Raw genomic sequence first — 21,810 nt, 5'->3', positions numbered from 1 at the left:
CAAATCATTTTGCCGGGGCTTTTTGCTGCGCCTGGATCAGGCACAGTAGCGAACCTTACATGTTGGGGTAATTCGGTCCGCCAGTACCTTCCGGAGCCACCCAGTTGATGTTCTGGGCCGGGTCCTTGATATCACAGGTCTTGCAGTGTACGCAGTTCTGGGCGTTGATCTGGAAGCGCTTGCTGCCATCATCATTGCTCACCACCTCGTACACACCGGCCGGGCAGTAACGCTGCGCGGGCTCGTCGTACAACGGCAGGTTCTGCTCGATCGGAATGCTCGGGTCCTTCAACTGCAGGTGGACCGGCTGGTCTTCCTCATGGTTGGTGTTGGACAGGAACACTGACGACAGCTTGTCGAAGCTGATCACGCCATCGGGCTTCGGATACGCGATCTTCGGCGCTTCGGAGGCCTTCTTCAGCTGCGCATGATCCGGCTTATTATCGTGCAGGGTGACCGGGATCTTGCCGCCGAACCAATTCTGGTCGACATAGTTGAACGCACCGCCGAGCAGGGCGCCGAACTTGTGAATGGCTGGCCCGAAGTTACGCGAACGGAACAGCTCGTCATACAGCCAGCTGGACTTGAAGCTGTCCACGTAGCCGGTCAGCTCATCACCACCTTCACGGCCGGCTTTCAGTGCTTCGACTACTGCATCAGCGGCGAGCATGCCGGACTTCATGGCGGTGTGGCTGCCCTTGATCTTGGCGAAGTTCAGCGTGCCCAGATCGCAACCGATCAATGCGCCACCGGGGAAGACCATCTTCGGCAGGGAGTTCAGACCACCCTTGCAGATCGCGCGGGCACCATAGGAAACGCGCTTGCCGCCTTCCAGGTACTGCTTGATCACCGGATGATGCTTGTAACGCTGGAACTCATCGAACGGCGACAGGTGCGGGTTGCTGTAGGAAAGATCGATGATCAGGCCCACGACAATCTGGTTGTTCTCGATGTGGTAAAGGAAAGAACCACCGGTATTCTCGTTGCCGGTGATATCCAGCGGCCAACCGGCGGTATGAACCACCAGGCCATGCTCGTGCTTGGCCGGATCGATATCCCAGATTTCCTTGATGCCAATGCCGTAGTGCTGGGCGTCGGCGTCGGAGGCGAGGTCGTAACGCTTGATCAGTTGCTTGCCGATATGGCCACGGCAACCTTCAGCGAACAGAGTGTACTTGGCGCGCAACTCCATCCCGGGGGTATAGAAGCCGTCCTTCGGGTTGCCTTCACGGTCGACACCCAGGTCGCCGGTCAGGATACCGCGAACCACACCGTTCTCGTCGATCAGTGCTTCCTGGGCAGCGAAGCCCGGATACACCTCAACGCCCAGGTTCTCGGCCTGCTGGGCCAGCCAGCGGCACAGATTGCCCAGGGAGATGATGTAGTTGCCTTCGTTGTGCATGGTTTTCGGCACGAAGAGGCCAGGCAGCTTGGTGGACTTCTCTTCGCTGGTCAGCATATAGATGTCGTCACGCTTGACCGGCGTATTCAGCGGAGCGCCAAGCTCTTTCCAGTCGGGAAACAGCTCTTCCAGGGCACGGGGCTCGAACACCGCACCGGATAGAATGTGGGCGCCCACTTCAGAGCCTTTTTCCACGACACAGACGCTGATCTCCTGATCGGCGTCAGCTGCTTGCTGTTTGATGCGACAGGCGGCAGACAGACCGGCAGGGCCCGCTCCCACGATGACGACATCGAACTCCATGAATTCGCGTTCCACTATTTTTATCTCCTAACTCATCGGCCGAATCGAAAATCGCTTTATCTTGAGATCTTCCGTGAATACATAGCGGCGCATTATATCAATCACGCTTCTTCACACCAGTGTAAAGATGTAAAGCTGCCGTTTTTTCAATACTACTTTTGCTGTATGGCTATTGACCCGCCATCGGACCCTCGGCATGATAAGGGGCTTTACGAAACACTCTCTTTAGTCCTTTTGTGACTATAAGCCATGAAGAAGTCACTTTTCAAGACAGGCTTCGCCTGCAGTTACGCGGCAACTACGCGACAAGAACGAGGTAACCATGAAGGTACTAGTAGCGGTTAAGCGGGTCGTTGACTACAACGTCAAGGTTCGCGTCAAGGCGGACAACAGCGGTGTTGATCTGGCCAACGTCAAGATGTCCATGAACCCCTTCTGCGAAATCGCCGTGGAAGAAGCGGTACGCCTGAAGGAAAAAGGCGTGGCGACCGAAATCGTCGCCGTCACCGTCGGCCCGACTGCTGCTCAGGAGCAGCTGCGTACTGCCCTGGCACTGGGCGCCGACCGCGCCATCCTGGTCGAGTCCGCTGACGAACTGAACTCCCTGGCTATCGCCAAGCTGCTCAAGGCCGTCGTCGACAAGGAGCAGCCGCAGCTGGTCATCCTCGGCAAGCAAGCCATCGATTCCGACAACAACCAGACCGGCCAGATGCTGGCTGCGCTGTCCGGTTACGCCCAGGGCACCTTCGCCTCGGCCGTGAATGTCGACGGTGAGCGCGTCAAGGTCACCCGTGAAATCGACGGCGGTCTGCAGACCGTTGACCTGAAACTGCCGGCCATCGTCACCACCGACCTGCGCCTGAACGAGCCGCGCTACGCTTCTCTGCCGAACATCATGAAGGCCAAGAAGAAGCCGCTGGACGTGCTCAAGCCCGACGAGCTGGGCGTCAGCACCGCCTCCACCCTGAGCACCGTCAAGGTCGAAGCCCCGGCTGCCCGCAGCGCTGGCATCAAGGTCAAGAGCGTTGACGAGCTGGTCGACAAACTGAAGAACGAAGCCAAGGTGATCTGACATGACGATTCTGGTTATTGCTGAACACAACAACGCCGAACTGAATGCCGCCACCCTGAACACCGTGGCTGCTGCCGCTGCCATTGGTGGTGACATTGACGTACTGGTTGCCGGCGCCGGTTGCGCCGCAGTGGCCGACGCCGCTGCCAAAGTCGCAGGCGTCTCCAAGGTCCTGTTGGCCGACAACGCTGCCTATGCGCACCAGCTGCCGGAGAACATCTCCCTGCTGATCGCCGAACTGGGCAAGAACTACAGCCACGTCCTGGCCCCGGCCAGCACCAACGGCAAGAACTACCTGCCGCGCGTTGCCGCGCTGCTGGACGTTGATCAGATCTCCGAGATCATCGCGGTAGAAAGCGCCGATACCTTCAAGCGCCCGATCTACGCCGGTAACGCCATCGCCACCGTCAAGTCCGACGCGGCGATCAAGGTCATCACCGTGCGCGCCACCGGTTTCGACCCGGTTGCTGCTGAAGGTGGCAGTGCGGCGGTGGAAGCCGTTGCCTCGGCCCAGGACGCCGGCACCTCCGCCTTCGTTGGCGAAGAACTGGCCAAGTCCGACCGCCCCGAACTGGCGGGTGCCAAGATCGTCGTTTCCGGTGGTCGGGGCATGCAGAATGGCGACAACTTCCAGCTGCTGTACGGTCTGGCCGACAAGCTGGGCGCCGCTGTCGGTGCCTCGCGTGCTGCGGTGGACGCGGGCTTTGTACCGAACGACATGCAGGTCGGTCAGACCGGCAAGATCGTTGCTCCGAGCCTGTACATCGCCGTCGGTATCTCCGGCGCGATCCAGCATCTGGCCGGTATGAAGGACTCCAAAGTCATTGTTGCGATCAACAAGGACGAGGAAGCGCCAATCTTCCAGGTCGCGGACTACGGTCTGGTTGCTGACCTGTTTGAAGCGGTGCCGGAGATGGCCGGCAAGGTGTAAGCCTGCGGCAAGCTAAGCAGTAGACAACAAGCCCCCGGCTCGGAAGAGTTGGGGGTTTTGTTTTTGGGACGCCTGGCGAGGGTGCGGTGAAGGCCGGATCAGAGCTCAAAGCTCTCCAACCGATAACCATCCTCATCCACTTCCAGCACCCAGCCGCTGTTATCCCAATCTCCCAGCACAATTCGCTGCGCCGGTTTGCCTTCGATTTCCAGCGGATGCACAGCAGGGCGGTGGGTATGGCCGTGGATCAACGTGGTCACCCGCTGCGAGTGCATCACGCGCAACACTTCGCCCTCGTTGACGTCGGTGATATCCGCTGCCTTATAGCGCGTCCGTTCCCGACTTTCGTTGCGCAGTTTACGCCCGATGCGGTGACGGGTTTTCAGCGGTAGGTGATGCAGGATAAACAGGCTCAACGGATTGCGCAGCCAGCGACGCATGCGCATATAGCCGAGGTCGTCGATGCACAGGCTGTCGCCATGCATCAACAGCACGCGCTCATCGTTGATCTCGATAAGGGTGGGGTCTTTGAGCAGAGTGCAGCCGGAGCGGCGGCAGAAGCTCTTGCCGATGAGAAAATCGCGGTTGCCGTGCATCAGATAGATCGCGGTGCCCTGGCGGGATAATGCCAGCAGGGCGGCGCTGACCTGATCGGCCAGTGGGTCGGGGTTGTCATCACCCAGCCACACTTCAAAGAAGTCGCCCAGGATATACAGCGCGTCGGCATTGCGCGCGCGGGTGTCCAGGCAGTGTAGAAACGCCCGGGTGATATCCGGGCGTTGTGCTTCCAGATGCAGATCCGAAATGAACAGATAGCGCATCTGCAGGTATTACTCGATCACTTCGGCGCGTTCGATGATCACATCGTCAGCGGGGACGTCCTGGTGACCGGCACGGCTGGTGGTGCTCACGCCTTTGATCTTCTCGACCACGTCCATGCCTTCGCTGACCTTGCCGAATACGGCATAACCCCAACCCTGAGAGGTCGGCGCGGTGTGGTTGAGGAAGGTATTGTCAGCCACGTTGATGAAGAACTGGGCGCTGGCGGAATGCGGGTCCATGGTGCGGGCCATGGCAACGGTGCCGATAGCGTTGCCGACGCCATTGTTGGCCTCGTTCTCGATCGGCGCGCGGGTGTCCTTCTGCTTCATGCCCGGCTCGAAACCGCCGCCCTGGATCATGAAGTTGCCGATGACGCGATGGAAGATAGTGTTGTCGTAGTGACCGTCACGCACGTACTGCTTGAAGTTCTCGACAGTTTTCGGCGCCTTGTCAGCGAACAGCTCCAGGGTGATGACACCAAAGTTGGTATGCAGCTTGACCATGCGGTTGATCCTCGGGTTGGTTGCGATAAAGGTGCAATGCTATCAGTTGATGGGGATTGAGGCATCAGCTTGTTCAGCCGGCCGTGGCTTGGTGAAACCACGACAGCTCCTGGGTTATGATAGGCGTCTTTGGCCGGACGGATCAGATTACCCCAATGCAGGGCGCTGTTCTGTCCGCTGATCACTACCGTAATGCCAGCGGCATTGCCCGAGACGAGTCCTGAAATACTTATGAATAAACCGGAATCCACGCCTCCAGCCCACTTTCTGCGTCAGATCGTTCAGGCCGACCTGCAAAGCGGCAAGCACACGAAGATCGTGACGCGCTTTCCGCCGGAGCCCAACGGCTACCTGCACATCGGGCATGCCAAGTCGATCTGCCTGAATTTCGGCCTGGCGCAGGAGTCTGGTGGTGAGTGTCATCTGCGCTTCGATGACACCAACCCGGCCAAGGAAGAGCAGGAGTATATCGACGCCATCAAGCAGGACGTCGAGTGGCTGGGCTTCAAATGGAGCGGTGATATTCGCTACGCCTCGGATTACTTCGATCAGCTGCACGCCTGGGCCATCGAGTTGATCAAGGCTGGCAAGGCGTATGTCTGCGATCTGACGCCGGAACAGGCGCGGGAATACCGTGGCAATCTGACTGAGCCGGGCAAGAACAGTCCTTTCCGCGACCGCAGCGTCGAGGAGAACCTGGATCTGTTCGCGCGCATGACCGCCGGGGAATTCCCCGACGGCGCCAAGGCGCTGCGGGCCAAGATCGATATGGCAGCGCCGAACATGAACCTGCGCGATCCGATCCTGTATCGCATCCGTCATGCCCGTCATCACCAGACCGGTGACAAGTGGTGTATCTATCCGAGCTACGATTTCACCCATGGCCAGTCGGATGCCATCGAGCTGATCACTCACTCCATCTGCACCCTGGAATTCGAGGATCACCGCCCGCTGTACGAATGGTTCCTGGACAATCTGCCGGTACCAGCCAAGCCGCGGCAGTATGAATTCGCCCGGCTGAATCTGAACTACACCGTCACCAGCAAGCGCAAGCTCAAGCAACTGGTCGATGAAGGTCATGTGGATGGTTGGGATGATCCGCGCATGTCGACCCTCAGCGCCTTCCGCCGCCGCGGTTATACCTCGGCATCGATCCGCGAGTTCTGTGAGCGCATCGGCGTTACCCGCTCTGACGCGGTGGTCGATATGGGCATGCTGGAGTTCTGCATCCGTGACGACCTGGACAACAACGCGCCGCGCGCCATGTGCGTATTGCGCCCGCTCAAGGTCACCATTACCAATTACCCGGAAGGCCAGGTAGAGAACCTGAGCCTGCCGCGTCATCCCAAGCAGGATATGGGCGAGCGCATGCTGCCGTTCAGCCGTGAGCTGTACATCGACCAGGATGACTACATGGTCGATCCGCCCAAGGGCTACAAGCGCCTGGTGCCCGGCGGCGAAGTGCGCCTGCGTGGCAGCTACGTGATCCGCGCCGATGAAGCGATCACCGATGCCGAGGGCAATATCGTCGAACTGCTGTGTTCCTACGATCCCGATACCCTGGGCAAGAACCCTGAAGGCCGCAAGGTCAAGGGCGTGATTCACTGGGTACCGGCTGCCGACAGCGTTGAATGCGAAGTACGCCTGTACGATCGGCTGTTCAATGCCGCCAACCCGGACAAGGGCGAGGAGGGCGGTACCTTCCTGGACAATATCAACCCCGACTCACTGGTCGTGCTCAAGGGCTGCCGCGCCGAGCCGTCGCTGGCCACCGCCACGGCCGAGGAGCGTTTCCAGTTCGAGCGCGAAGGCTATTTCTGCGCGGACAGCAAGGACTCGCGCCCGGGCAACCTGGTATTCAACCGTACCGTTACCCTGCGCGACTCCTGGGGGCAATAACCGATGGCATTGCATGTCTACAATACGCTGAGCAAGGCCAAGGAGGCTTTCAAGCCGCTGGAGGACAACCAGGTGCGCATGTATGTCTGCGGCATGACGGTGTATGACTTCTGTCATATCGGTCATGCCCGGGTCATGGTAGCCTTCGACGTGGTCTCTCGCTGGCTGCGCTTTCGCGGCTACGACCTGACCTATGTGCGCAACATTACCGATATCGATGACAAGATCATCCGCCGCGCCAACGAAAATGGTGAAAGTTTTCAGCAACTGACCGAGCGCATGATCGCCGCCATGCATGAGGACGAGGCTCGCCTGAACGTGATGCGCCCGGATCAGGAGCCACGCGCCAGCGAGCATGTCGAAGGCATGCACAGCATGATCCAGACACTGATCGACAAGGGCTACGCCTATGCGCCCGGCAACGGCGATGTCTACTACCGGGTCGGCAAGTTTGCCGGCTACGGCAAGCTGTCGCGCAAGCGCATCGAGGATCTGAAGATCGGCGCGCGCATCGAGGTCGATGAAGCCAAGGAAGACCCGCTGGATTTCGTGCTGTGGAAGGGCGTCAAGCCGGGTGAGCCGAGCTGGCCCTCACCCTGGGGTGATGGCCGCCCCGGCTGGCACATCGAATGTTCGGTGATGTCCACCTGCTGTTTGGGTGACACCTTCGATATCCATGGTGGTGGTCCGGATCTGGTGTTCCCGCATCACGAGAATGAGATTGCCCAGAGCGAGGCAGCAACGGGCAAGCCCTACGCGATGAGCTGGATGCATGCCGGTGCGGTACGGGTGGATGGCGAGAAGATGTCCAAATCCCTGGGCAACTTCTTCACCATCCGTGAAGTGCTGGAGAAATACCACCCGGAGGTGGTGCGCTATCTGCTGGTGGCCAGCCACTACCGCAGCCCGATCAATTATTCGGAAGATAACCTCAAGGAAGCCAAGAGCGCCCTGGAGCGTTTCTATCGTGCCCTGAAAGGCTTGCCCAAGGCCGCAGCTGCCGGTGGCGATGCCTTTGCCGAGCGCTTTGCCGCGGCGATGGATGATGACTTCAACACACCTGAAGCCTGCGCCGTACTGTTCGACATGGTGCGTGAAATCAACCGTTTGAAGGACGGCGACCCGCAGGCCGCCGCTGCACTGGCCGCGCGTCTGCGCGAACTGGCTGGTGTGGTCGGTATTCTGCAACTGGAGGCGGACGCTTTCCTGCAAGCTGACGCAGCCAGTCGGGTGGACGCCGCCGAGGTCGAAGCACTGATCCAGGCGCGCCTGCAAGCCCGGGCGGAGAAGAACTGGGCCGAGTCCGATCGCATTCGTGACCAGTTGGCCGGGATGGGAGTGGTATTGGAAGACGCCAAGGGCACAACCACCTGGCGTCTGCAGGACTGATCTGCTCTGCCGAGATCCTGCTCCGCGTAACGCGGAGCAGGATCTGGGTGTTATTTACTTCCAGATATCGTCGTCGAGCTGCCGGTCCAGCTCGGGGTAGTCTGCCGACTTGAAGGTCGGTATCACCCCCTGTTTGCGCTGCTCGAAATAATCCTTGGTCAATTTCGTTACCGTGCCGGACAACAGTACGATGGCTATCAGGTTGATGGTTGCCATCAGTCCCATCGAGGCATCTGCGGCATTGAACACCGTCAAGACCGCTTCCTTCGCACCCCAGACCACCATCGCCAGTGCAACCAGCCGCAACAAGGTAATGCCAAGCGTATTGCCACCGCCGAGATAGATCAGCGCATTTTCCGCATAGGTGTAGTTCGCCACGATCGAGGTAAAGGCAAAGAACAGGATGGCGATGGCGATGAAGTAGCTGCCGGCGCTGCCGATATGCATCTCAAGGGCCTGCTGGGTGAGCTGAATACCGGTGACACCGTTACCGGGTTCCAGCATGCCAGACAGCAGAATCATTATCGCGGTAGCGGTACAGATGACAATGGTGTCGATAAACACCCCCGCTGCCTGAACCAGCCCCTGGGAAGAAGGGTGGTGGGGCGCCGGTGTTGCCGTGGCTGCAATATTGGGTGCCGAGCCCATACCTGCCTCGTTCGAGAACAACCCGCGCTTGATACCGTTGAGCATTGCTGCGGTAATCGACCCGGCAACCCCGCCGGCGGCTTCCTCCAGGCCGAAGGCGCCGCGGATGATAGACATGAAGGCTGCCGGCACGTCTGTGATGTTTATCGCCAGCACGTACAGCGCTACCAGCACATAGGCGCTAGCCATGAAGGGCACCACGAATTCGGCGAACCGGACAATCGAGCGGAGCCCGCCGAAAATGACGATGCCAGCGAACACGGCGATGCCCAGGCCGACCGAGACCTTCGGTAAACCGAAGGCGCTCTCCATGGCATCGGCAATCGAGTTGGCCTGCACGGCATTGAAGACCAGGCCAAAGGAAAGGATCAGGCTGACTGCAAAAATGGCACCGGCCCAGGGCGCTTTCAGGCCCTTGGCTATATAAAAAGCAGGACCGCCCCGGTATTGGCCCTTGCGGTCACGCACTTTGTACAGCTGAGCCAGGGTGCTTTCGGCATAACCGGTAGCCATCCCCACCAGTGCCACCACCCACATCCAGAAGATAGCTCCCGCGCCACCAAGGTAGAGGGCAACGGCAACGCCGGCGATATTGCCGGTGCCGACCCGTGAAGCAAGACTGGTACACAGTGCCTGAAAAGGCGAGATGCCGTGCTTGTCGCTTTGCCGGGCACCGAGTATGGCGCGGACCATTTCACCGAAGTGCCGGAACTGAATAAACCCGAGCCTGATGGTGAAAAATACACCCACGGCCAGCAAGCCATAGATGAGAACATAGCCCCATAGAATGTTGTTCAGGAAATCGACGATGGCGTTCATTGGCGTTCCTTCTTCGCTGGTGAGATTAGAAGGTAGCCGTTGCGTGGGCATCCGTCATGCCGAATGGGTGTATCTGCGCCACATTTCCGAATCATCCTGTTACACTTGCGCGCCTTGATCGGAAGTTGTTTTCCGAGCTGTCCGGGAGATCTCGATGGTTGTGCTCAATGCCCTGGTACCTGTTTTCGGTCTGATATTTCTGGGGTGGTTTCTCGGTGCCCGACGCGTCATCCCTGCCGAGGGGCACGCAACCCTGGGCATCATCACTTTCAAGCTGTTCATGCCGGTGTTGCTGTTCTCCGGCCTGGCCAAGGCAGATCTGGCCGAAGCTCTCTCACCCTTGCTCCTGATGCGCTATTACCTGCCAGCCTTCGTGGTGTTCATCGTGGTGAATCTGCTGGTGCATCGGCGGCTGGGACGGCCTTCGTCCATGGGGTTGGCTGCCAGCTATTCCAATAACGTGCTGGTGGGCATTCCACTGATCACCGTGATGCTGGGCGCTGAGAGCCTGGTCTATCTGTTTGCCGTCCTGGCATTCCACAGCTTGCTGCTGTTTACCCTGCAAAGCATCTATAACGCTTTTTGGGGTGGCAAGGGTGAGGAAAGAATCGACTGGCGAGGGCTGCTCGCCAGTCTGGCCAATCCGCTGATCATCGGGCTGTTCCTTGGTGGGTTGGTCAACCTGGCCGGTATTCCCATTCCCGGCCCACTGTGGCATATCGTCGAGATGCTGGCCGCAGCGGCGCTGCCTACTGCACTGCTGATGCTGGGGTTGAGTCTGGCGAGCTACCGACTTTACCTGAGCGGCACCATGGCTTTGCTGACCGCGGCCAAGCTGGTGGTCTTTCCGTTGCTCGTGCTGGGGATGGGCTGGCTGATGCCGGGCCTGACCACCGAGGCGCGTACTGTCCTGGTATTGATGGCGGCCTGTCCGACCGGTATCAACGTACTGGCCTTTGCCATGGGGCGCGAGGACATGCGCATACTGGGTTCGGTGATCTTTCTATCAACGGTCATGGCCGCTATCACCTTGCCGGTCTGGTTGCTGGTTCTCGCCAGGTGATGTGCTCAAGTGGAAACAGGGGAAGCGCCTGAATTTCCCGTTATTTCACGGAATTCCCCTGTTTTTTTCATCTAACGGACAAATTAATTGTAATTTACGCCGCTTCTTTTCAAATTGAATACAAAAGTCTAGTTGCACTTGGTGTATCCTTGCCCCCGCTTTTTGGATTGAATAAAACAAACAAGTAGGAAAAGGAGACCCCATGCCGGTCAGTCTGTTTGTCCCCGGGGAAACACGCGAACACGAAAAACGTGTAGCTCTGGTCCCCTCCGTCGCCACCAAGTTGGCAAAGCTGGGCATTGAATGCTCCTTGCAACCGGGTGCAGGCCTGGCAGCACGAATTCCCGACAATGCCTTTGAGAAGGAGGGGGTGCAGATTACTGCTTCTCCGACCAATGCTCAGCTGATTTTCCGGGTACAACCGCCGGAGCTGTCAGACATCGAGCAGATGGCACCGGGCACCGTTCTGTGCTGCTTCGTTTATGCGCACCGGGAACCGGAGATCGTCAAGGCGCTGCGTGATCGCCAGATCACCTGCTTCGCCATGGAACTGGTACCGCGCATCACCCGCGCCCAGGCGATGGACGCACTGTCTTCCCAGGCCGCACTGACCGGCTATGCCGCTGGCCTCATGGCCGCCACCAGCCTCAATCGTATTCTGCCGATGATGACCACCGCGGTCGGCTCTCTGCGTCCGGCCAAAGTGCTGGTCATGGGTGCCGGTGTCGCCGGTTTGCAGGCATTGGCCACGGCCAAGCGCCTGGGCGCCATGATCGAGGGCTACGACGTGCGTGCCGAGGTGAAGGAGCAGGTTGAATCGGTCGGTGGCAAGTTCGTCGATACCGGTGTTTCCGCCAGCGGCGAGGGCGGTTATGCCCGTGAGCTGACTGATGAGGAGAAGGCCCAGGTCGAGAAGGTCGTCACCCGCCATATCCAGCAGGCCGACGCCGTGATCACCACCGCAGCGATTCCCGGCCGCCCGAGCCCGAAGATCATCAGCGAAGCGCAGATCATGGGCATGAAGCCCGGTTCTGTGATCATCGATCTGGCGGCAGAAGGCGGCGGCAACACTCCGTTGACCGTGCCTGGCGAAACCGTTGAAGTCGGACCGGCGACCATCGTTGCCCCGCTCAACGTACCCAGCCGTCTGGCCGAGCATGCGTCCGAACTGTATGCACGCAACCTGCAGAACCTGGTCGGCCTGATGATCAAGGATGGCGAACTGGCCATCGATTGGGAAGACGAGATTCTGGCCGGCGCGGTACTAACCCATGCCGGTGAAATCCGCAACGAGGCCGCTCGCAAGGCCATCGAATCCGCTGAGGGATGATCATGGATCCAGTAACTACCATTACCGGCTTTGTAGCCCTGTATATCTTCATGCTGGCCGCATTCACCGGCTACGAAATCATCGGCCGCGTACCGGCCATTCTTCACACGCCGCTGATGTCCGGCTCCAACTTCGTCCACGGTATCGTCGTGGTCGGCGCCATGTGGGCACTGCTGAATGCAGGCTCCACTCTGGAGCAGGTCATCGGGTTCTTCGGTGTGCTGCTGGGCGCGGGCAACGCCGCCGGCGGCTATGTGGTGACTGAGCGCATGCTGGAGATGTTCAAGCCCAGCGACAAGCGCCAAGGTACAGCGGACAAGGAATAACATCCAATGAGTCAATTTATAATCGAAGCCGTTTATTTTCTCACGGCACTATTGTTCATCTACGGCCTCAAGCGCATGGCCAGCCCGGTTACCGCGCGCTCGGGCATCCTGATTGCCGGCATCGGCATGGTACTGGCGGTATTGGCTGCCTTCCTGTACGGCTTTGACGTACGTGAAGCGGCCCAGGAACACCTGACCATGAACGTGGCGCTGGTGCTGATCGCGCTGGGTCTGGGTCTGGGCTGGGCCTGGTACAGCGGCAAGAAGGTCGCCATGACCGACATGCCGCAGATGGTCGCCCTGTACAACGGTATGGGTGGCGGTGCTGCCGCAGCCATTGCGGCCACCGAGCTGTTTTCCGGCAACGCCCAGTCCCATGGCGTGGTGGTCTCCATTCTGGCGGTACTCGGTGGTCTGATCGGTGCGGTGGCGCTGTCCGGCTCGCTGATCGCCTGGGCCAAGCTTGATGGCCGCATGAATGGCGTCATCCGCCTGCCGGCCCAGCAACTGATCAACCTGGTGCTGTTCCTCGGCTCCCTGGCACTGGGCGCATACATCGTGGCCAGTGGCATTGAGGGTGGCATTTCCTTCCCGCTGATCGCGCTGTTCTTCATTCTTGCGCTGATACTGGGTGTGCTGCTGACCACCCCGATCGGTGGCGCGGACATGCCGGTGGTGATCTCTCTGTATAACGCCTTTACCGGTCTGGCCGTTGCCTTCGAGGGCTTCGTGTTGCAGAACCCGGCGATGATCATTGCCGGTACCGTGGTTGGCTCGGCGGGTACTCTGCTGACGCTGATGATGGCCAAGGCGATGAACCGTCCGGTCAGCAATGTTATCTTCAGCCAGTTTGGCGGTGATGACGGCAGTGAAGACGGGGATATCGAAGGCACCATGAAGCCAGCGGATGCTTCCGATGCCGCCATCGCCATGTACTATGCCAGCAAGGTGATCATTGTTCCGGGCTACGGCCTGGCGGTCGCCCAGGCCCAGCACAAGCTGTACGAGTTCGTGAAGCTGCTGCAGAAGCAGGGCGTGGACGTGGCTTTCGCCATCCACCCGGTTGCCGGTCGTATGCCTGGCCACATGAACGTACTGCTGGCCGAGGCCGGTGTTCCCTACGACATCATCCATGACCTGGAAGATATCAATGAGGACTTCCCTCAGGCTGACGTGGCTATCGTTCTGGGTGCCAACGACGTGGTCAACCCGGCCGCCCGGCACCGTAAGTCCAGCCCGATCTACGGCATGCCGATCCTCAACGTCGACATGGCGCGTCAGGCTTACGTGGTCAAGCGTGGCCAGGGCAAGGGTTACTCCGGCGTGGAGAACGAACTGTTCTTTGCCGAGAACACTTCCATGGTCTACGGCGACGCGCAGAAGGTAATGGTACAGATGATCGAAGCGGTGAAATCGCTGGGTTGATTCTGTCCTGAGCGGAAACAGAAAGGGGCTTCGTTAACGCGAAGCCCCTTTTTTGTGTCTGGTTCCCGGCTCCGCTACTTGCTCGGAATCCTGAAGGGCCGGGTTCCATCCCAGCCAGCAATGTGCACTCCTACACCAATGGCACACGTGTATAAGAGAATTAACGAAGCGCCGCAGGCGCAAAGCACGTGTTGCGGATCAGGCGTTTCTCCAGTTCCGCACCAACAAATACCAATAGACCTGCGCCGAGCACCTTGAGCCACTGTCCCGGCGCCAGGCCGACCGAGCCGAAGATACCTTGCATTACCGGCAGATAGGTATAGATCAGTTGCAGGGATGCGCAGGCGGCAATGGCCAGCAGCACATAACGATTACCCAGTAGCCCTTCGCGATTGAGCACTGAGGCCAGGATATAGCGGCTGTTGATCAGATAGAACATCTCCGCAGCCACGACCGCATTGACCGCCATGGTGCGGGCGGTTTCCAGGCTGGCGCCGTGCTCCAGTTCCCAGAGAAACAGGCCCAGTGCGCCCGTCGCCATCAGTACCGAGATCAGGCATACCCGCCAGACGAAAAATCCGGATAACAGCGCTTCGCCCGGCGGTCGCGGCCGCCGTTGCATTATGCCTCGCTCCGCCGGCTCGAAGGCCAGTGCCAGACCCAGTGCCCCTGCGGTCACCATATTGATCCACAGGAGTTGCGCCGGGGTAAGCGGCAGGATCAGACCGAACAGGATCGCTGTTAGCACGATGAGGGATTCACCCCCGTTGGTTGGCAGCATGAACAGGATGAATTTCTTCAGGTTATCGTAGACTGCACGACCCTCGCGCACGGCGCTGGCAATGGTGGCAAAGTTGTCATCGGCCAGGACCATATCCGATGCCTCCTTGGCCACCTCGGTGCCTTTCAGTCCCATGGCCACGCCAACATCCGCGCGTTTCAGCGCGGGCGCATCGTTGACGCCATCCCCGGTCATGGCGACGACCTGGCCATCATCCTGCAATGCCCGCACCAGACGTAGCTTCTGCTCGGGGCTGGCACGGGCAAAGATGTCCACCTCCATCACTACCCGGCGCAGGGCGGCGTCATCCATCAACGCCAACTCGGCCCCGGTGATCGCAGGCTTGCCTACGCCGATACCCAGCAGGGCGCCGATGGCCCTGGCTGTCTCGGCATGATCACCGGTGATCATCTTCACCTGAATGCCGGCGCGGCGACAGTCGGCGACGGCGTGAATTGCCTCCTCCCGCGGCGGATCGATAATGCCGACCAGTGCCAGCATGCTGTAGCCGCTCTCCACGTCGGCAAGAGCCAGACCCATGCCGCCCGGCGCCTCCCGTTTGCAGGCAAAGGCCAGCAGGCGCAGGCCCTGGGCCGCAATATCGGTTGCCATACGCCGCCAGTAATCGGCATCCAGTGGTTGATCACCGTCGCGGCTTGTTTGCTGCGAGCACATATCCAGAATCCGCTCCGGCGCGCCCTTGACGAAGATCCACGGCTGGGCTTCGGTGTCCTGATGCAGGGTGGCCATGAACCGGTGTTCCGACTCGAAGGGGATTGAATCCTGACGCGGCCAGGCAGCGCTGCTTTCATCCTGGGTGAGCCCCAACTTGCCGCCCAGTGCCAGCAGCGCGCCTTCGGTGGGATCACCTTCGATATGCCACTGGTCGCCGGTCTGTCGCAAACGCCCGTCATTGCATAGCACACCGGCTCGCACCGCGAGGTGGAGTGCCGGGTACTGCGCCGGGTCAACAACCTTTCCGGCAATGCTGACATCTCCCCACCGGCTCGCACCGCGAGGTGGAGTGCCGGGTACTGCGCCGGGTCAACAACCTTTCCGGCAATGCTGACATCTCCCCGCGGGGCGTAACCGACGCCGTCCACATCGAATATCTGGTCCGCACACACCACCCGCTGCACCGTCATCTCGTTACGGGTCAGCGTACCGGTCTTGTCGGAGCAGATGACAGTGACCGAACCCAGCGTCTCGACCGCCGGCAGGCGGCGGATAATCGCATTGCGCCGCGCCATACGCTGCACGCCAAGGGCCAGGGTTACGGTCATGATTGCTGGTAGCCCTTCGGGAATGGCGGAGGCTGCCAGCGCCACTACCATCATGAACATATCCGATGCGGGAAGGCCGCGCAGCCCAGTGCCGAGCAGGAAGGTAAGCGCACAGAACCCCAGGATGACCAATGCCAGCACGCGGCCAAAGCGGTCAACCTGACGTAGCAGAGGCGTCGACAGGTTGCGGATGCTGGTCAGCATCTGATTGATTCGGCCCAGCTCGGTGGCGCCGGCGGTGGCCACAACAATGCCACGAGCCTGGCCGTAGACGACGAGGGTGCCGGAGTAGGCCATACCATGACGGTCACCGAGCGACGCATCCATGTCCACCGCATCGGTGGACTTGCTCGCCGGCATGGACTCACCGGTGAGCGTTGCCTCCTCCACCTTGAGGTCCTTGACCTCGATCAGCCGCAGATCGGCCGGGACGCGGTCACCCGAAGCCAGCAGTACCACATCACCGGGCACCAGTTCAGCGGCATCGATTTCGCGGCGTACGCCGTCACGCAGTACGGTTGCGTGGGCAGACAAAAGGGAACGAATGGAGTCGAGAGCGGCCTCGGCCTTGCCCTCCTGGATGAAACCGATGACAGCATTGATCAGCACCGCTCCAAACAATACTGCGGTGTCGATCCAGTGGCCAAGCAGCGCCGTGATCAGCGCAGCGCCGAGCATCACGTACAGCAGAATGTTGTGAAACTGCAGCACAAAGCGCAGCAGCGGTCCTTGATGCCTGGGTGGCGCGAGGCGGTTGAATCCGTGTTCAGTAAGCCGCCGCGCAGCTTCAGCTTCCGACAGTCCGGCGGAGCCAGTGTTTAACCGGTGCTCCAGATCTTCATGGTTTACCGTGTGCCAATCCTGTTTCCGGGCTGCCTGTGCGGCACCCTTGTTCCCCTGATGAGTCATAGAGATCGGACCTTTTATGTCATGGCTGGAGAGATGCTCAGCCTCCTTCAATTTGTCGCATAGCCTTCGGCCGAAGGCTATAAGTACATTGGTTTTTATTGATTCATGTCATCTCTTTTAATGTAAGCGCGGCCTATGCTCCGGCTGTAGGTGTCCAGCGCCAGCTTCTGGCTGACCGATATTTTCCACGGCTTTGCAGTCGCAGGCGGTCTTCGGTAAAGCCCATGGGCAGGAGAAATGACAATGCTTGAAGAAAATACACAAGAACAGAATCCGGACGAGGTTCTGGCAAGCCGATTCCCGACCGCTTATACGGTTCTGTTCCTTCTGATTGCTCTGATTGCTGCACTTACGTGGATCATCCCCGCTGGGCAGTATGAGCGTGTGATGAGTGAAGAAATCGACCGCGAGGTGGCCGTACCCGGCACGTACCAGATTGTCGAACCCAATCCGCAAGGTTTTGTGGATGTCATGCTGGCACCTACCGCCGGTTTCTATGACCCCGACAGTTATGCCGCCAATGCGATTGATGTAGCGCTGTTTGTGCTGTTTCTCGGTGGTTTCCTCGGGGTGGTGAATGCCACGGGTGCGATTGATACCGGTATTCGGAGCGTCATGCAGCGGCTTGAAGGCCGAGAGATCTGGATGATCCCGATCCTCATGGTGTTATTCGCTATCGGTGGCACAACCTATGGTATGGCGGAAGAAACCCTCGCGTTTTATATCATTCTCATTCCGATCATCATCGCCGCCGGTTATGACGCAGTAACCGGCGTGGCAATCATTCTGATCGGTTCAGGCATAGGCGTGTTGGGCTCCACCATCAACCCCTTCGCTACTGTGATTGCGTCCAACGCAGCGAACATTCCTTTTACCGATGGCCTGCTGCTGCGCATGGTGTTGTTGATCGGCGGACTGGTTATCTGCATTGCCTATGTCATGCGTTATGCCGCACGGGTCAAGGCCGATCCGTCACGCTCGGTGGTAGCCAGGCAACTTGATGCACACCGTCAGGTTTTTCTCAGCAGACAGGATGACAAGGCCGCAGTGGCGCTTAGCGTTACCCAGAAGATTGTTCTGATCATCTTTGCGCTTACCTTTGTGGTCATGATCTGGGGCGTATCATCCCAGGATTGGTGGATGGCCAATATGGGGGCGCTGTTCCTTGGTGCAGCCATTGTCATTGGACTGGTTGGACGTCTGGGGGAAAAGCGGCTGACTGGCAGCTTTGTCGGTGGGGCCCGGGATCTGCTTGGCGTCGCGCTGGTGGTCGGCCTGGCTCGCGGGATTGTGGTGATCATGGAACAAGGCATGATCGCCGACACCATATTGCACAGCGCTGAAAACAGTCTGGGCGGGTTATCGGAACTTGCCTTTATTAACCTGATGTTCTGGATTGAGGTAGGCATGAGCTTCTTCGTGCCGTCTTCCTCCGGGCTTGCCGTACTGTCGATGCCCATCCTTGCGCCGCTGGCGGACTTCGCCAACGTAAACCGGGATCTGGTAGTTACCGCCTTTCAATCAGCCAACGGACTGGTCAACCTCATCAACCCGACCTTTGCGGTGGTGATTGGTGGCCTGGCTATCGCGCGTGTTTCCTATGACCGCTGGCTGGTCTTCATCTGGCCGTTGCTGCTGGCGCTTACCCTGTTTATCACGCTGGTGATCAGCATCGGTACCTTCCTGTAATCCGTCAACTGACGAGGATTTTCGCATGACTGACTATACCCTGGGCGTTCATTCTGAAACCGGCGTGCTTCGGCAGGTTATTGTTTGCAGGCCGGGGCTGGCCCACCGCCGACTGACGCCCAGCAACTGCGATGCACTCTTGTTCGACGACGTATTCTGGGTCAAGCAGGCGCAGAAGGATCACGATGTGTTCGTCGAGCTGATGCGCGCTCGCGCAGTAGAGGTGCTCGACGTCAATGAGCTGCTGGCTGAAACCCTGGATATCACCGAGGCACGGGCCTGGATTCTGGATCACCGGATCAGCTGGAATCATGTTGGTGTGGGTATGGTGTCCGAGCTGCGTGCGTGGATGGATGCGTTGCCGGGCACACAGCTGGCAGAATTTCTCATCGGAGGCTTGCAGGTAAATGACCTGCCATTCAATCCGAGTGGCCTGTTCGGTAACCACCTGGGCCCCTTCGGCTTTATTCTCCCACCCTTGCCGAACTTCCTGTTCACCCGCGACAACAGCGCGTGGATTTATGGCGGCGTTACCCTGAACCCTATGTACTGGGCTGCGCGCAAGCCGGAAACCCTGCTGATGACGGCAGTCTACCGCTTTCATCCCAAATTTTCCGGCAAGGTCGAGGAAATATGGGGCGACCCGCTCAAGGATCATGCGCTGGCCACGCTGGAGGGCGGCGACATCATGCCGGTCGGTAACGGCGCCGTGCTGATCGGCATGGGCGAGCGGACATCACCCCAGGCTATCGGGCAGTTGGCCAATGCGCTGTTCGAGCGCGGCACGGTCAATCGTGTGGTGGCCTGCCAGATCCCCAGCAGCCGTGCGGCGATGCACCTGGATACGGTGTTCACGTTCTGTGGCGGCAATGTGGTCACCGCCTTCAAGGACGTGTCCGACCAGATGGTGTGTTACGACATTCGTCCCGGCCAGGGCGGCAAGCATCTCTCGTTCACCCAGGACCCGCGTCCGATGTTCGATGTGGTGGCGGATCTGCTCGGGTATGAATCTCTGGTCGTGGTGCCGACCGGTGGGGACACGCCTGCAGAGCGCGAGCGCGAGCAATGGAATGATGGCAACAACGTATTGGCGCTTAGCCCCGGCGTAGTCGTCGGCTATGACCGCAATGACGACACCAATGCTGCACTGGCGGCGGCCGGAATCGAGGTGCTGCAGGTGCCTGGCGCGGAGCTGGGCCGTGGCCGCGGCGGTGGTCGCTGCATGAGTTGCCCAACCATACGTGACGCTCTCTGACCGACAAGGGTATCGAACCATGGCTTTCAATCTGAACAACAGGCACTTTCTCACCTTGAGGGACTTTACTCCCCGTGAAATCGCCTTCCTGCTGAAGCTGGCAGCCGACCTCAAGGCGGCCAAATATGCGGGTACCGAAGTACCGCAGTTGCGCGGCAAGGAGATTGCCCTGATCTTCGAGAAGGATTCCACCCGGACCCGCGTGGGATTCGAGGTGGCGGCCTTTGATCAGGGGGCGCATGTCACCTACCTTGGGCCGAGCGGCAGCCACATCGGGCACAAGGAGTCGGTCAAGGATACCGCCCGCGTGCTCGGTCGTGTGTACGACGCCATAGAATACCGCGGCTACGGACAGTCCGTGGTCGAAGAACTGGCCCGGTATGCCGGGGTACCGGTGTACAACGGGTTGACCGATGAATTTCATCCCACCCAGGTGCTTGCCGACTTCCTGACCATGCAGGAGCATGCGGAAAAGCCACTGCGGGACATCGCCTATGTGTTCATTGGCGATGCGGCCAACAACATGGGCGACAGCCTGCTGATCGGCGGCGCCAAGATGGGCATGGATGTGCGTTTGTGTGCGCCACAGAGTTGCTGGCCGTCTGCCGATATCCGCCAACAGGCCGAGCAGATTGCCAGCACCACCGGCGCGCGAATCATGATTACCGACGACATTGACAGCGCGGTAGCGGGGGTGGATTTCGTTTATACCGACGTCTGGGTGTCCATGGGCGAGCCAGAGGAAAAATGGGCCGAGCGGATCAAGCTGCTGCTGCCGTATCAGGTCAACGCCGCACTCATGGCCAGAACGGGCAATCCTTACGTACGCTTCATGCACTGTCTGCCGGCATTCCACAATACCGAGACGGTTATTGGCAAGGAGATCGAGCAGAAGTTCGGCATCGCTGCCATGGAGGTTACCGATGAGGTATTCGAAAGCCCCGCCTCGATCGTGTTCGATCAGGCGGAAAATCGAATGCATACCATCAAGGCCGTGCTGGTCGCTACCCTAGGAGGTTGATCATGCTGGTAGTTGCAGCCCTGGGCGGTAACGCCCTGTTGAAGCGCGGCGAGCCGTTGACCGCCCGTACCCAGCGAACCAATGTACGGATAGCCGCCGAGGGCCTGGCAGCCATCATCCGCGCCGGTCATGATCTGGTGATTACTCATGGTAATGGCCCTCAGGTGGGGTTGCTGGCGTTACGAACGGCTGCCTACAAGCCTGACGAACCCTATCCTCTGGATATGCTGGGTGCGGAAACCGAAGGGATGATCGGTTACGTGATCGAGCAGGAGCTGGAGAATGCACTGAATCATGAGCGCGCAGTGGCGACCCTGCTGACGCAAGTGGTGGTTGATCAGCACGATCCGGCGTTCGATCATCCAACCAAGTTCATTGGCCCGGTATACCAGCGGGCCGAAGCCGAATCGCGGGCCAGCGCCCTTGGCTGGCACATCGCCCAGGATGGCGAGAAATGGCGCCGGGTTGTGCCTTCCCCCAGGCCCCTGGAGATCCCCGATATACGGGTAATCCAGCTGCTATTGGAGCAGGGTGTAGTGGTGATCTGCGCCGGCGGTGGTGGTATTCCCATCGTCCGTCGCGATGATGGCAGTACGCTGGGCATCGAGGCTGTTATTGACAAGGACGCTGCCAGTGCCCTGCTGGCGCAGCAGCTCAAGGCTGATGTGCTGTTGCTACTGACCGACGTTGATGCAATTTACCGGGACTTCGGTACAGACAGCGCGGAGGCAATTACCTCACTGACGATAGAGCAGGCCCGGGCGCTGGACTTACCAGCCGGCTCAATGGGGCCGAAACTCACCGCAGCCGCTGACTTTGCAGAACATGGGGCAATCAGTGGAATTGGGCGGCTGGAAGATGCTCTGGGTATTCTGCAGGGGACAGCTGGAACCCGAGTATGGCGTAAGCCTGAGTAAGCCGGGTAGCGACGCCATGAAGC

At 59.5% G+C, this 21,810-nt stretch carries 16 protein-coding genes and 1 pseudogene; 12 read left to right on the top strand and 5 right to left on the bottom strand.

The window, feature by feature from the left end; all coding sequences use genetic code 11:
• Positions 1 to 55: 55 nt before the first annotated feature.
• Positions 56 to 1,720, bottom strand: coding sequence for an electron transfer flavoprotein-ubiquinone oxidoreductase (locus QAO71_RS08435; protein WP_280164173.1), 1,665 nt, complete (start codon positions 1,718 to 1,720; stop codon positions 56 to 58).
• Between the two features lie 307 nt (positions 1,721 to 2,027).
• Here QAO71_RS08435 and QAO71_RS08430 point away from each other — a divergent pair, with 307 nt between their 5' ends.
• Both QAO71_RS08430 and QAO71_RS08425 read left to right on the top strand, forming a co-directional pair.
• Complete coding sequence (locus QAO71_RS08430) at positions 2,028 to 2,777, top strand: electron transfer flavoprotein subunit beta/FixA family protein (RefSeq protein WP_036989743.1); 750 nt, start codon at positions 2,028 to 2,030, stop codon at positions 2,775 to 2,777.
• Between the two features lies 1 nt (position 2,778).
• Positions 2,779 to 3,708: an FAD-binding protein gene (locus tag QAO71_RS08425; protein ID WP_280164172.1), complete on the top strand. Its 930-nt coding sequence runs from the start codon at positions 2,779 to 2,781 to the stop codon at positions 3,706 to 3,708.
• A gap of 98 nt (positions 3,709 to 3,806) precedes the next feature.
• Here QAO71_RS08425 and QAO71_RS08420 read toward each other — a convergent pair whose 3' ends face one another.
• Complete coding sequence (locus tag QAO71_RS08420; RefSeq protein WP_280164171.1) at positions 3,807 to 4,529, bottom strand: UDP-2,3-diacylglucosamine diphosphatase; 723 nt, start codon at positions 4,527 to 4,529, stop codon at positions 3,807 to 3,809.
• Positions 4,530 to 4,538: 9 nt separating this feature from the next.
• On the bottom strand, positions 4,539 to 5,033 hold the full coding sequence (locus QAO71_RS08415; protein WP_036989747.1) for a peptidylprolyl isomerase: 495 nt from the start codon (positions 5,031 to 5,033) through the stop codon (positions 4,539 to 4,541).
• A 231-nt stretch (positions 5,034 to 5,264) separates the two neighbouring features.
• On the opposite strand from QAO71_RS08415, the gene QAO71_RS08410 reads away from it, so the two are divergent.
• Positions 5,265 to 6,932: a glutamine--tRNA ligase/YqeY domain fusion protein gene (locus tag QAO71_RS08410; protein WP_280164170.1), complete on the top strand. Its 1,668-nt coding sequence runs from the start codon at positions 5,265 to 5,267 to the stop codon at positions 6,930 to 6,932.
• A 3-nt stretch (positions 6,933 to 6,935) separates the two neighbouring features.
• Entirely contained in the window at positions 6,936 to 8,321 is a 1,386-nt protein-coding gene (gene cysS, locus QAO71_RS08405; RefSeq protein WP_280164169.1) for a cysteine--tRNA ligase, read from the top strand.
• A gap of 54 nt (positions 8,322 to 8,375) precedes the next feature.
• On the opposite strand, the gene QAO71_RS08400 is transcribed toward cysS, so the two are convergent.
• Positions 8,376 to 9,788, bottom strand: coding sequence for a sodium:alanine symporter family protein (locus tag QAO71_RS08400; RefSeq protein WP_280164168.1), 1,413 nt, complete (start codon positions 9,786 to 9,788; stop codon positions 8,376 to 8,378).
• 154 nt (positions 9,789 to 9,942) lie between these two features.
• Here QAO71_RS08400 and QAO71_RS08395 point away from each other — a divergent pair, with 154 nt between their 5' ends.
• The 4 genes from QAO71_RS08395 (at position 9,943) to QAO71_RS08380 (ending at position 13,932) form a co-directional block, all read left to right on the top strand.
• Positions 9,943 to 10,851 carry an AEC family transporter gene (locus QAO71_RS08395; protein ID WP_036989751.1) on the top strand — a complete coding sequence of 303 codons (909 nt, stop codon included), beginning with the start codon at positions 9,943 to 9,945 and terminating at the stop codon, positions 10,849 to 10,851.
• 202 nt (positions 10,852 to 11,053) lie between these two features.
• Positions 11,054 to 12,181, top strand: a complete 1,128-nt coding sequence (locus tag QAO71_RS08390) for an NAD(P) transhydrogenase subunit alpha (RefSeq protein WP_036989752.1) — start codon at positions 11,054 to 11,056, stop codon at positions 12,179 to 12,181.
• A 2-nt stretch (positions 12,182 to 12,183) separates the two neighbouring features.
• On the top strand, positions 12,184 to 12,507 hold the full coding sequence (locus QAO71_RS08385; RefSeq protein ID WP_036990338.1) for an NAD(P) transhydrogenase subunit alpha: 324 nt from the start codon (positions 12,184 to 12,186) through the stop codon (positions 12,505 to 12,507).
• Between the two features lie 6 nt (positions 12,508 to 12,513).
• A complete protein-coding gene (locus tag QAO71_RS08380; RefSeq protein WP_074781223.1) occupies positions 12,514 to 13,932 on the top strand; it encodes an NAD(P)(+) transhydrogenase (Re/Si-specific) subunit beta in 1,419 nt (472 codons plus the stop codon).
• 160 nt (positions 13,933 to 14,092) lie between these two features.
• On the opposite strand, the pseudogene QAO71_RS08375 reads toward QAO71_RS08380, so the two are convergent.
• Positions 14,093 to 16,905, bottom strand: a pseudogene (locus QAO71_RS08375) (cation-transporting P-type ATPase).
• Positions 16,906 to 17,142: 237 nt separating this feature from the next.
• Between QAO71_RS08375 and QAO71_RS08370 the strand changes: the two are divergent.
• The 4 genes from QAO71_RS08370 to arcC are packed head-to-tail and all read left to right on the top strand — an operon-like array spanning position 17,143 to position 21,787.
• The gene (locus QAO71_RS08370) at positions 17,143 to 18,594 is read left to right on the top strand and encodes a YfcC family protein (RefSeq protein WP_348273404.1); all 1,452 of its coding nucleotides are present in this window, start codon (positions 17,143 to 17,145) and stop codon (positions 18,592 to 18,594) included.
• Positions 18,595 to 18,619: 25 nt separating this feature from the next.
• The gene (locus QAO71_RS08365) at positions 18,620 to 19,849 is read left to right on the top strand and encodes an arginine deiminase (RefSeq protein WP_036989757.1); all 1,230 of its coding nucleotides are present in this window, start codon (positions 18,620 to 18,622) and stop codon (positions 19,847 to 19,849) included.
• 19 nt (positions 19,850 to 19,868) lie between these two features.
• On the top strand, positions 19,869 to 20,870 hold the full coding sequence (locus QAO71_RS08360) for an ornithine carbamoyltransferase (protein ID WP_188635221.1): 1,002 nt from the start codon (positions 19,869 to 19,871) through the stop codon (positions 20,868 to 20,870).
• Between the two features lie 2 nt (positions 20,871 to 20,872).
• Positions 20,873 to 21,787: a carbamate kinase gene (arcC, locus tag QAO71_RS08355; protein ID WP_280165645.1), complete on the top strand. Its 915-nt coding sequence runs from the start codon at positions 20,873 to 20,875 to the stop codon at positions 21,785 to 21,787.
• The last annotated feature ends 23 nt before the right edge of the window (positions 21,788 to 21,810 follow it).

It is taken from the genome of Halopseudomonas sp. SMJS2 (genome assembly GCF_029866945.1).
GTDB lineage: Bacteria > Pseudomonadota > Gammaproteobacteria > Pseudomonadales > Pseudomonadaceae > Halopseudomonas > Halopseudomonas bauzanensis.
The sequence above is the reverse complement of the archived record's forward strand: the minus strand, read 5'-3'. Positions and strand labels throughout refer to the sequence as shown.

Bases quoted from the DNA above. Each gene is read 5' to 3' on its own strand.
- QAO71_RS08430 (WP_036989743.1), top strand. From the start codon at position 2,028: ATGAAGGTACTAGTAGCGGTTAAGCGGGTCGTTGACTACAACGTCAAG.
- QAO71_RS08425 (WP_280164172.1), top strand. From the start codon at position 2,779: ATGACGATTCTGGTTATTGCTGAACACAACAACGCCGAACTGAATGCC.
- QAO71_RS08420 (WP_280164171.1), bottom strand. From the start codon at position 4,529: ATGCGCTATCTGTTCATTTCGGATCTGCATCTGGAAGCACAACGCCCG.
- QAO71_RS08415 (WP_036989747.1), bottom strand. From the start codon at position 5,033: ATGGTCAAGCTGCATACCAACTTTGGTGTCATCACCCTGGAGCTGTTC.
- QAO71_RS08410 (WP_280164170.1), top strand. From the start codon at position 5,265: ATGAATAAACCGGAATCCACGCCTCCAGCCCACTTTCTGCGTCAGATC.
- cysS (WP_280164169.1), top strand. From the start codon at position 6,936: ATGGCATTGCATGTCTACAATACGCTGAGCAAGGCCAAGGAGGCTTTC.
- QAO71_RS08400 (WP_280164168.1), bottom strand. From the start codon at position 9,788: ATGAACGCCATCGTCGATTTCCTGAACAACATTCTATGGGGCTATGTT.
- QAO71_RS08395 (WP_036989751.1), top strand. From the start codon at position 9,943: ATGGTTGTGCTCAATGCCCTGGTACCTGTTTTCGGTCTGATATTTCTG.
- QAO71_RS08390 (WP_036989752.1), top strand. From the start codon at position 11,054: ATGCCGGTCAGTCTGTTTGTCCCCGGGGAAACACGCGAACACGAAAAA.
- QAO71_RS08385 (WP_036990338.1), top strand. From the start codon at position 12,184: ATGGATCCAGTAACTACCATTACCGGCTTTGTAGCCCTGTATATCTTC.
- QAO71_RS08380 (WP_074781223.1), top strand. From the start codon at position 12,514: ATGAGTCAATTTATAATCGAAGCCGTTTATTTTCTCACGGCACTATTG.
- QAO71_RS08370 (WP_348273404.1), top strand. From the start codon at position 17,143: ATGACAATGCTTGAAGAAAATACACAAGAACAGAATCCGGACGAGGTT.
- QAO71_RS08365 (WP_036989757.1), top strand. From the start codon at position 18,620: ATGACTGACTATACCCTGGGCGTTCATTCTGAAACCGGCGTGCTTCGG.
- QAO71_RS08360 (WP_188635221.1), top strand. From the start codon at position 19,869: ATGGCTTTCAATCTGAACAACAGGCACTTTCTCACCTTGAGGGACTTT.
- arcC (WP_280165645.1), top strand. From the start codon at position 20,873: ATGCTGGTAGTTGCAGCCCTGGGCGGTAACGCCCTGTTGAAGCGCGGC.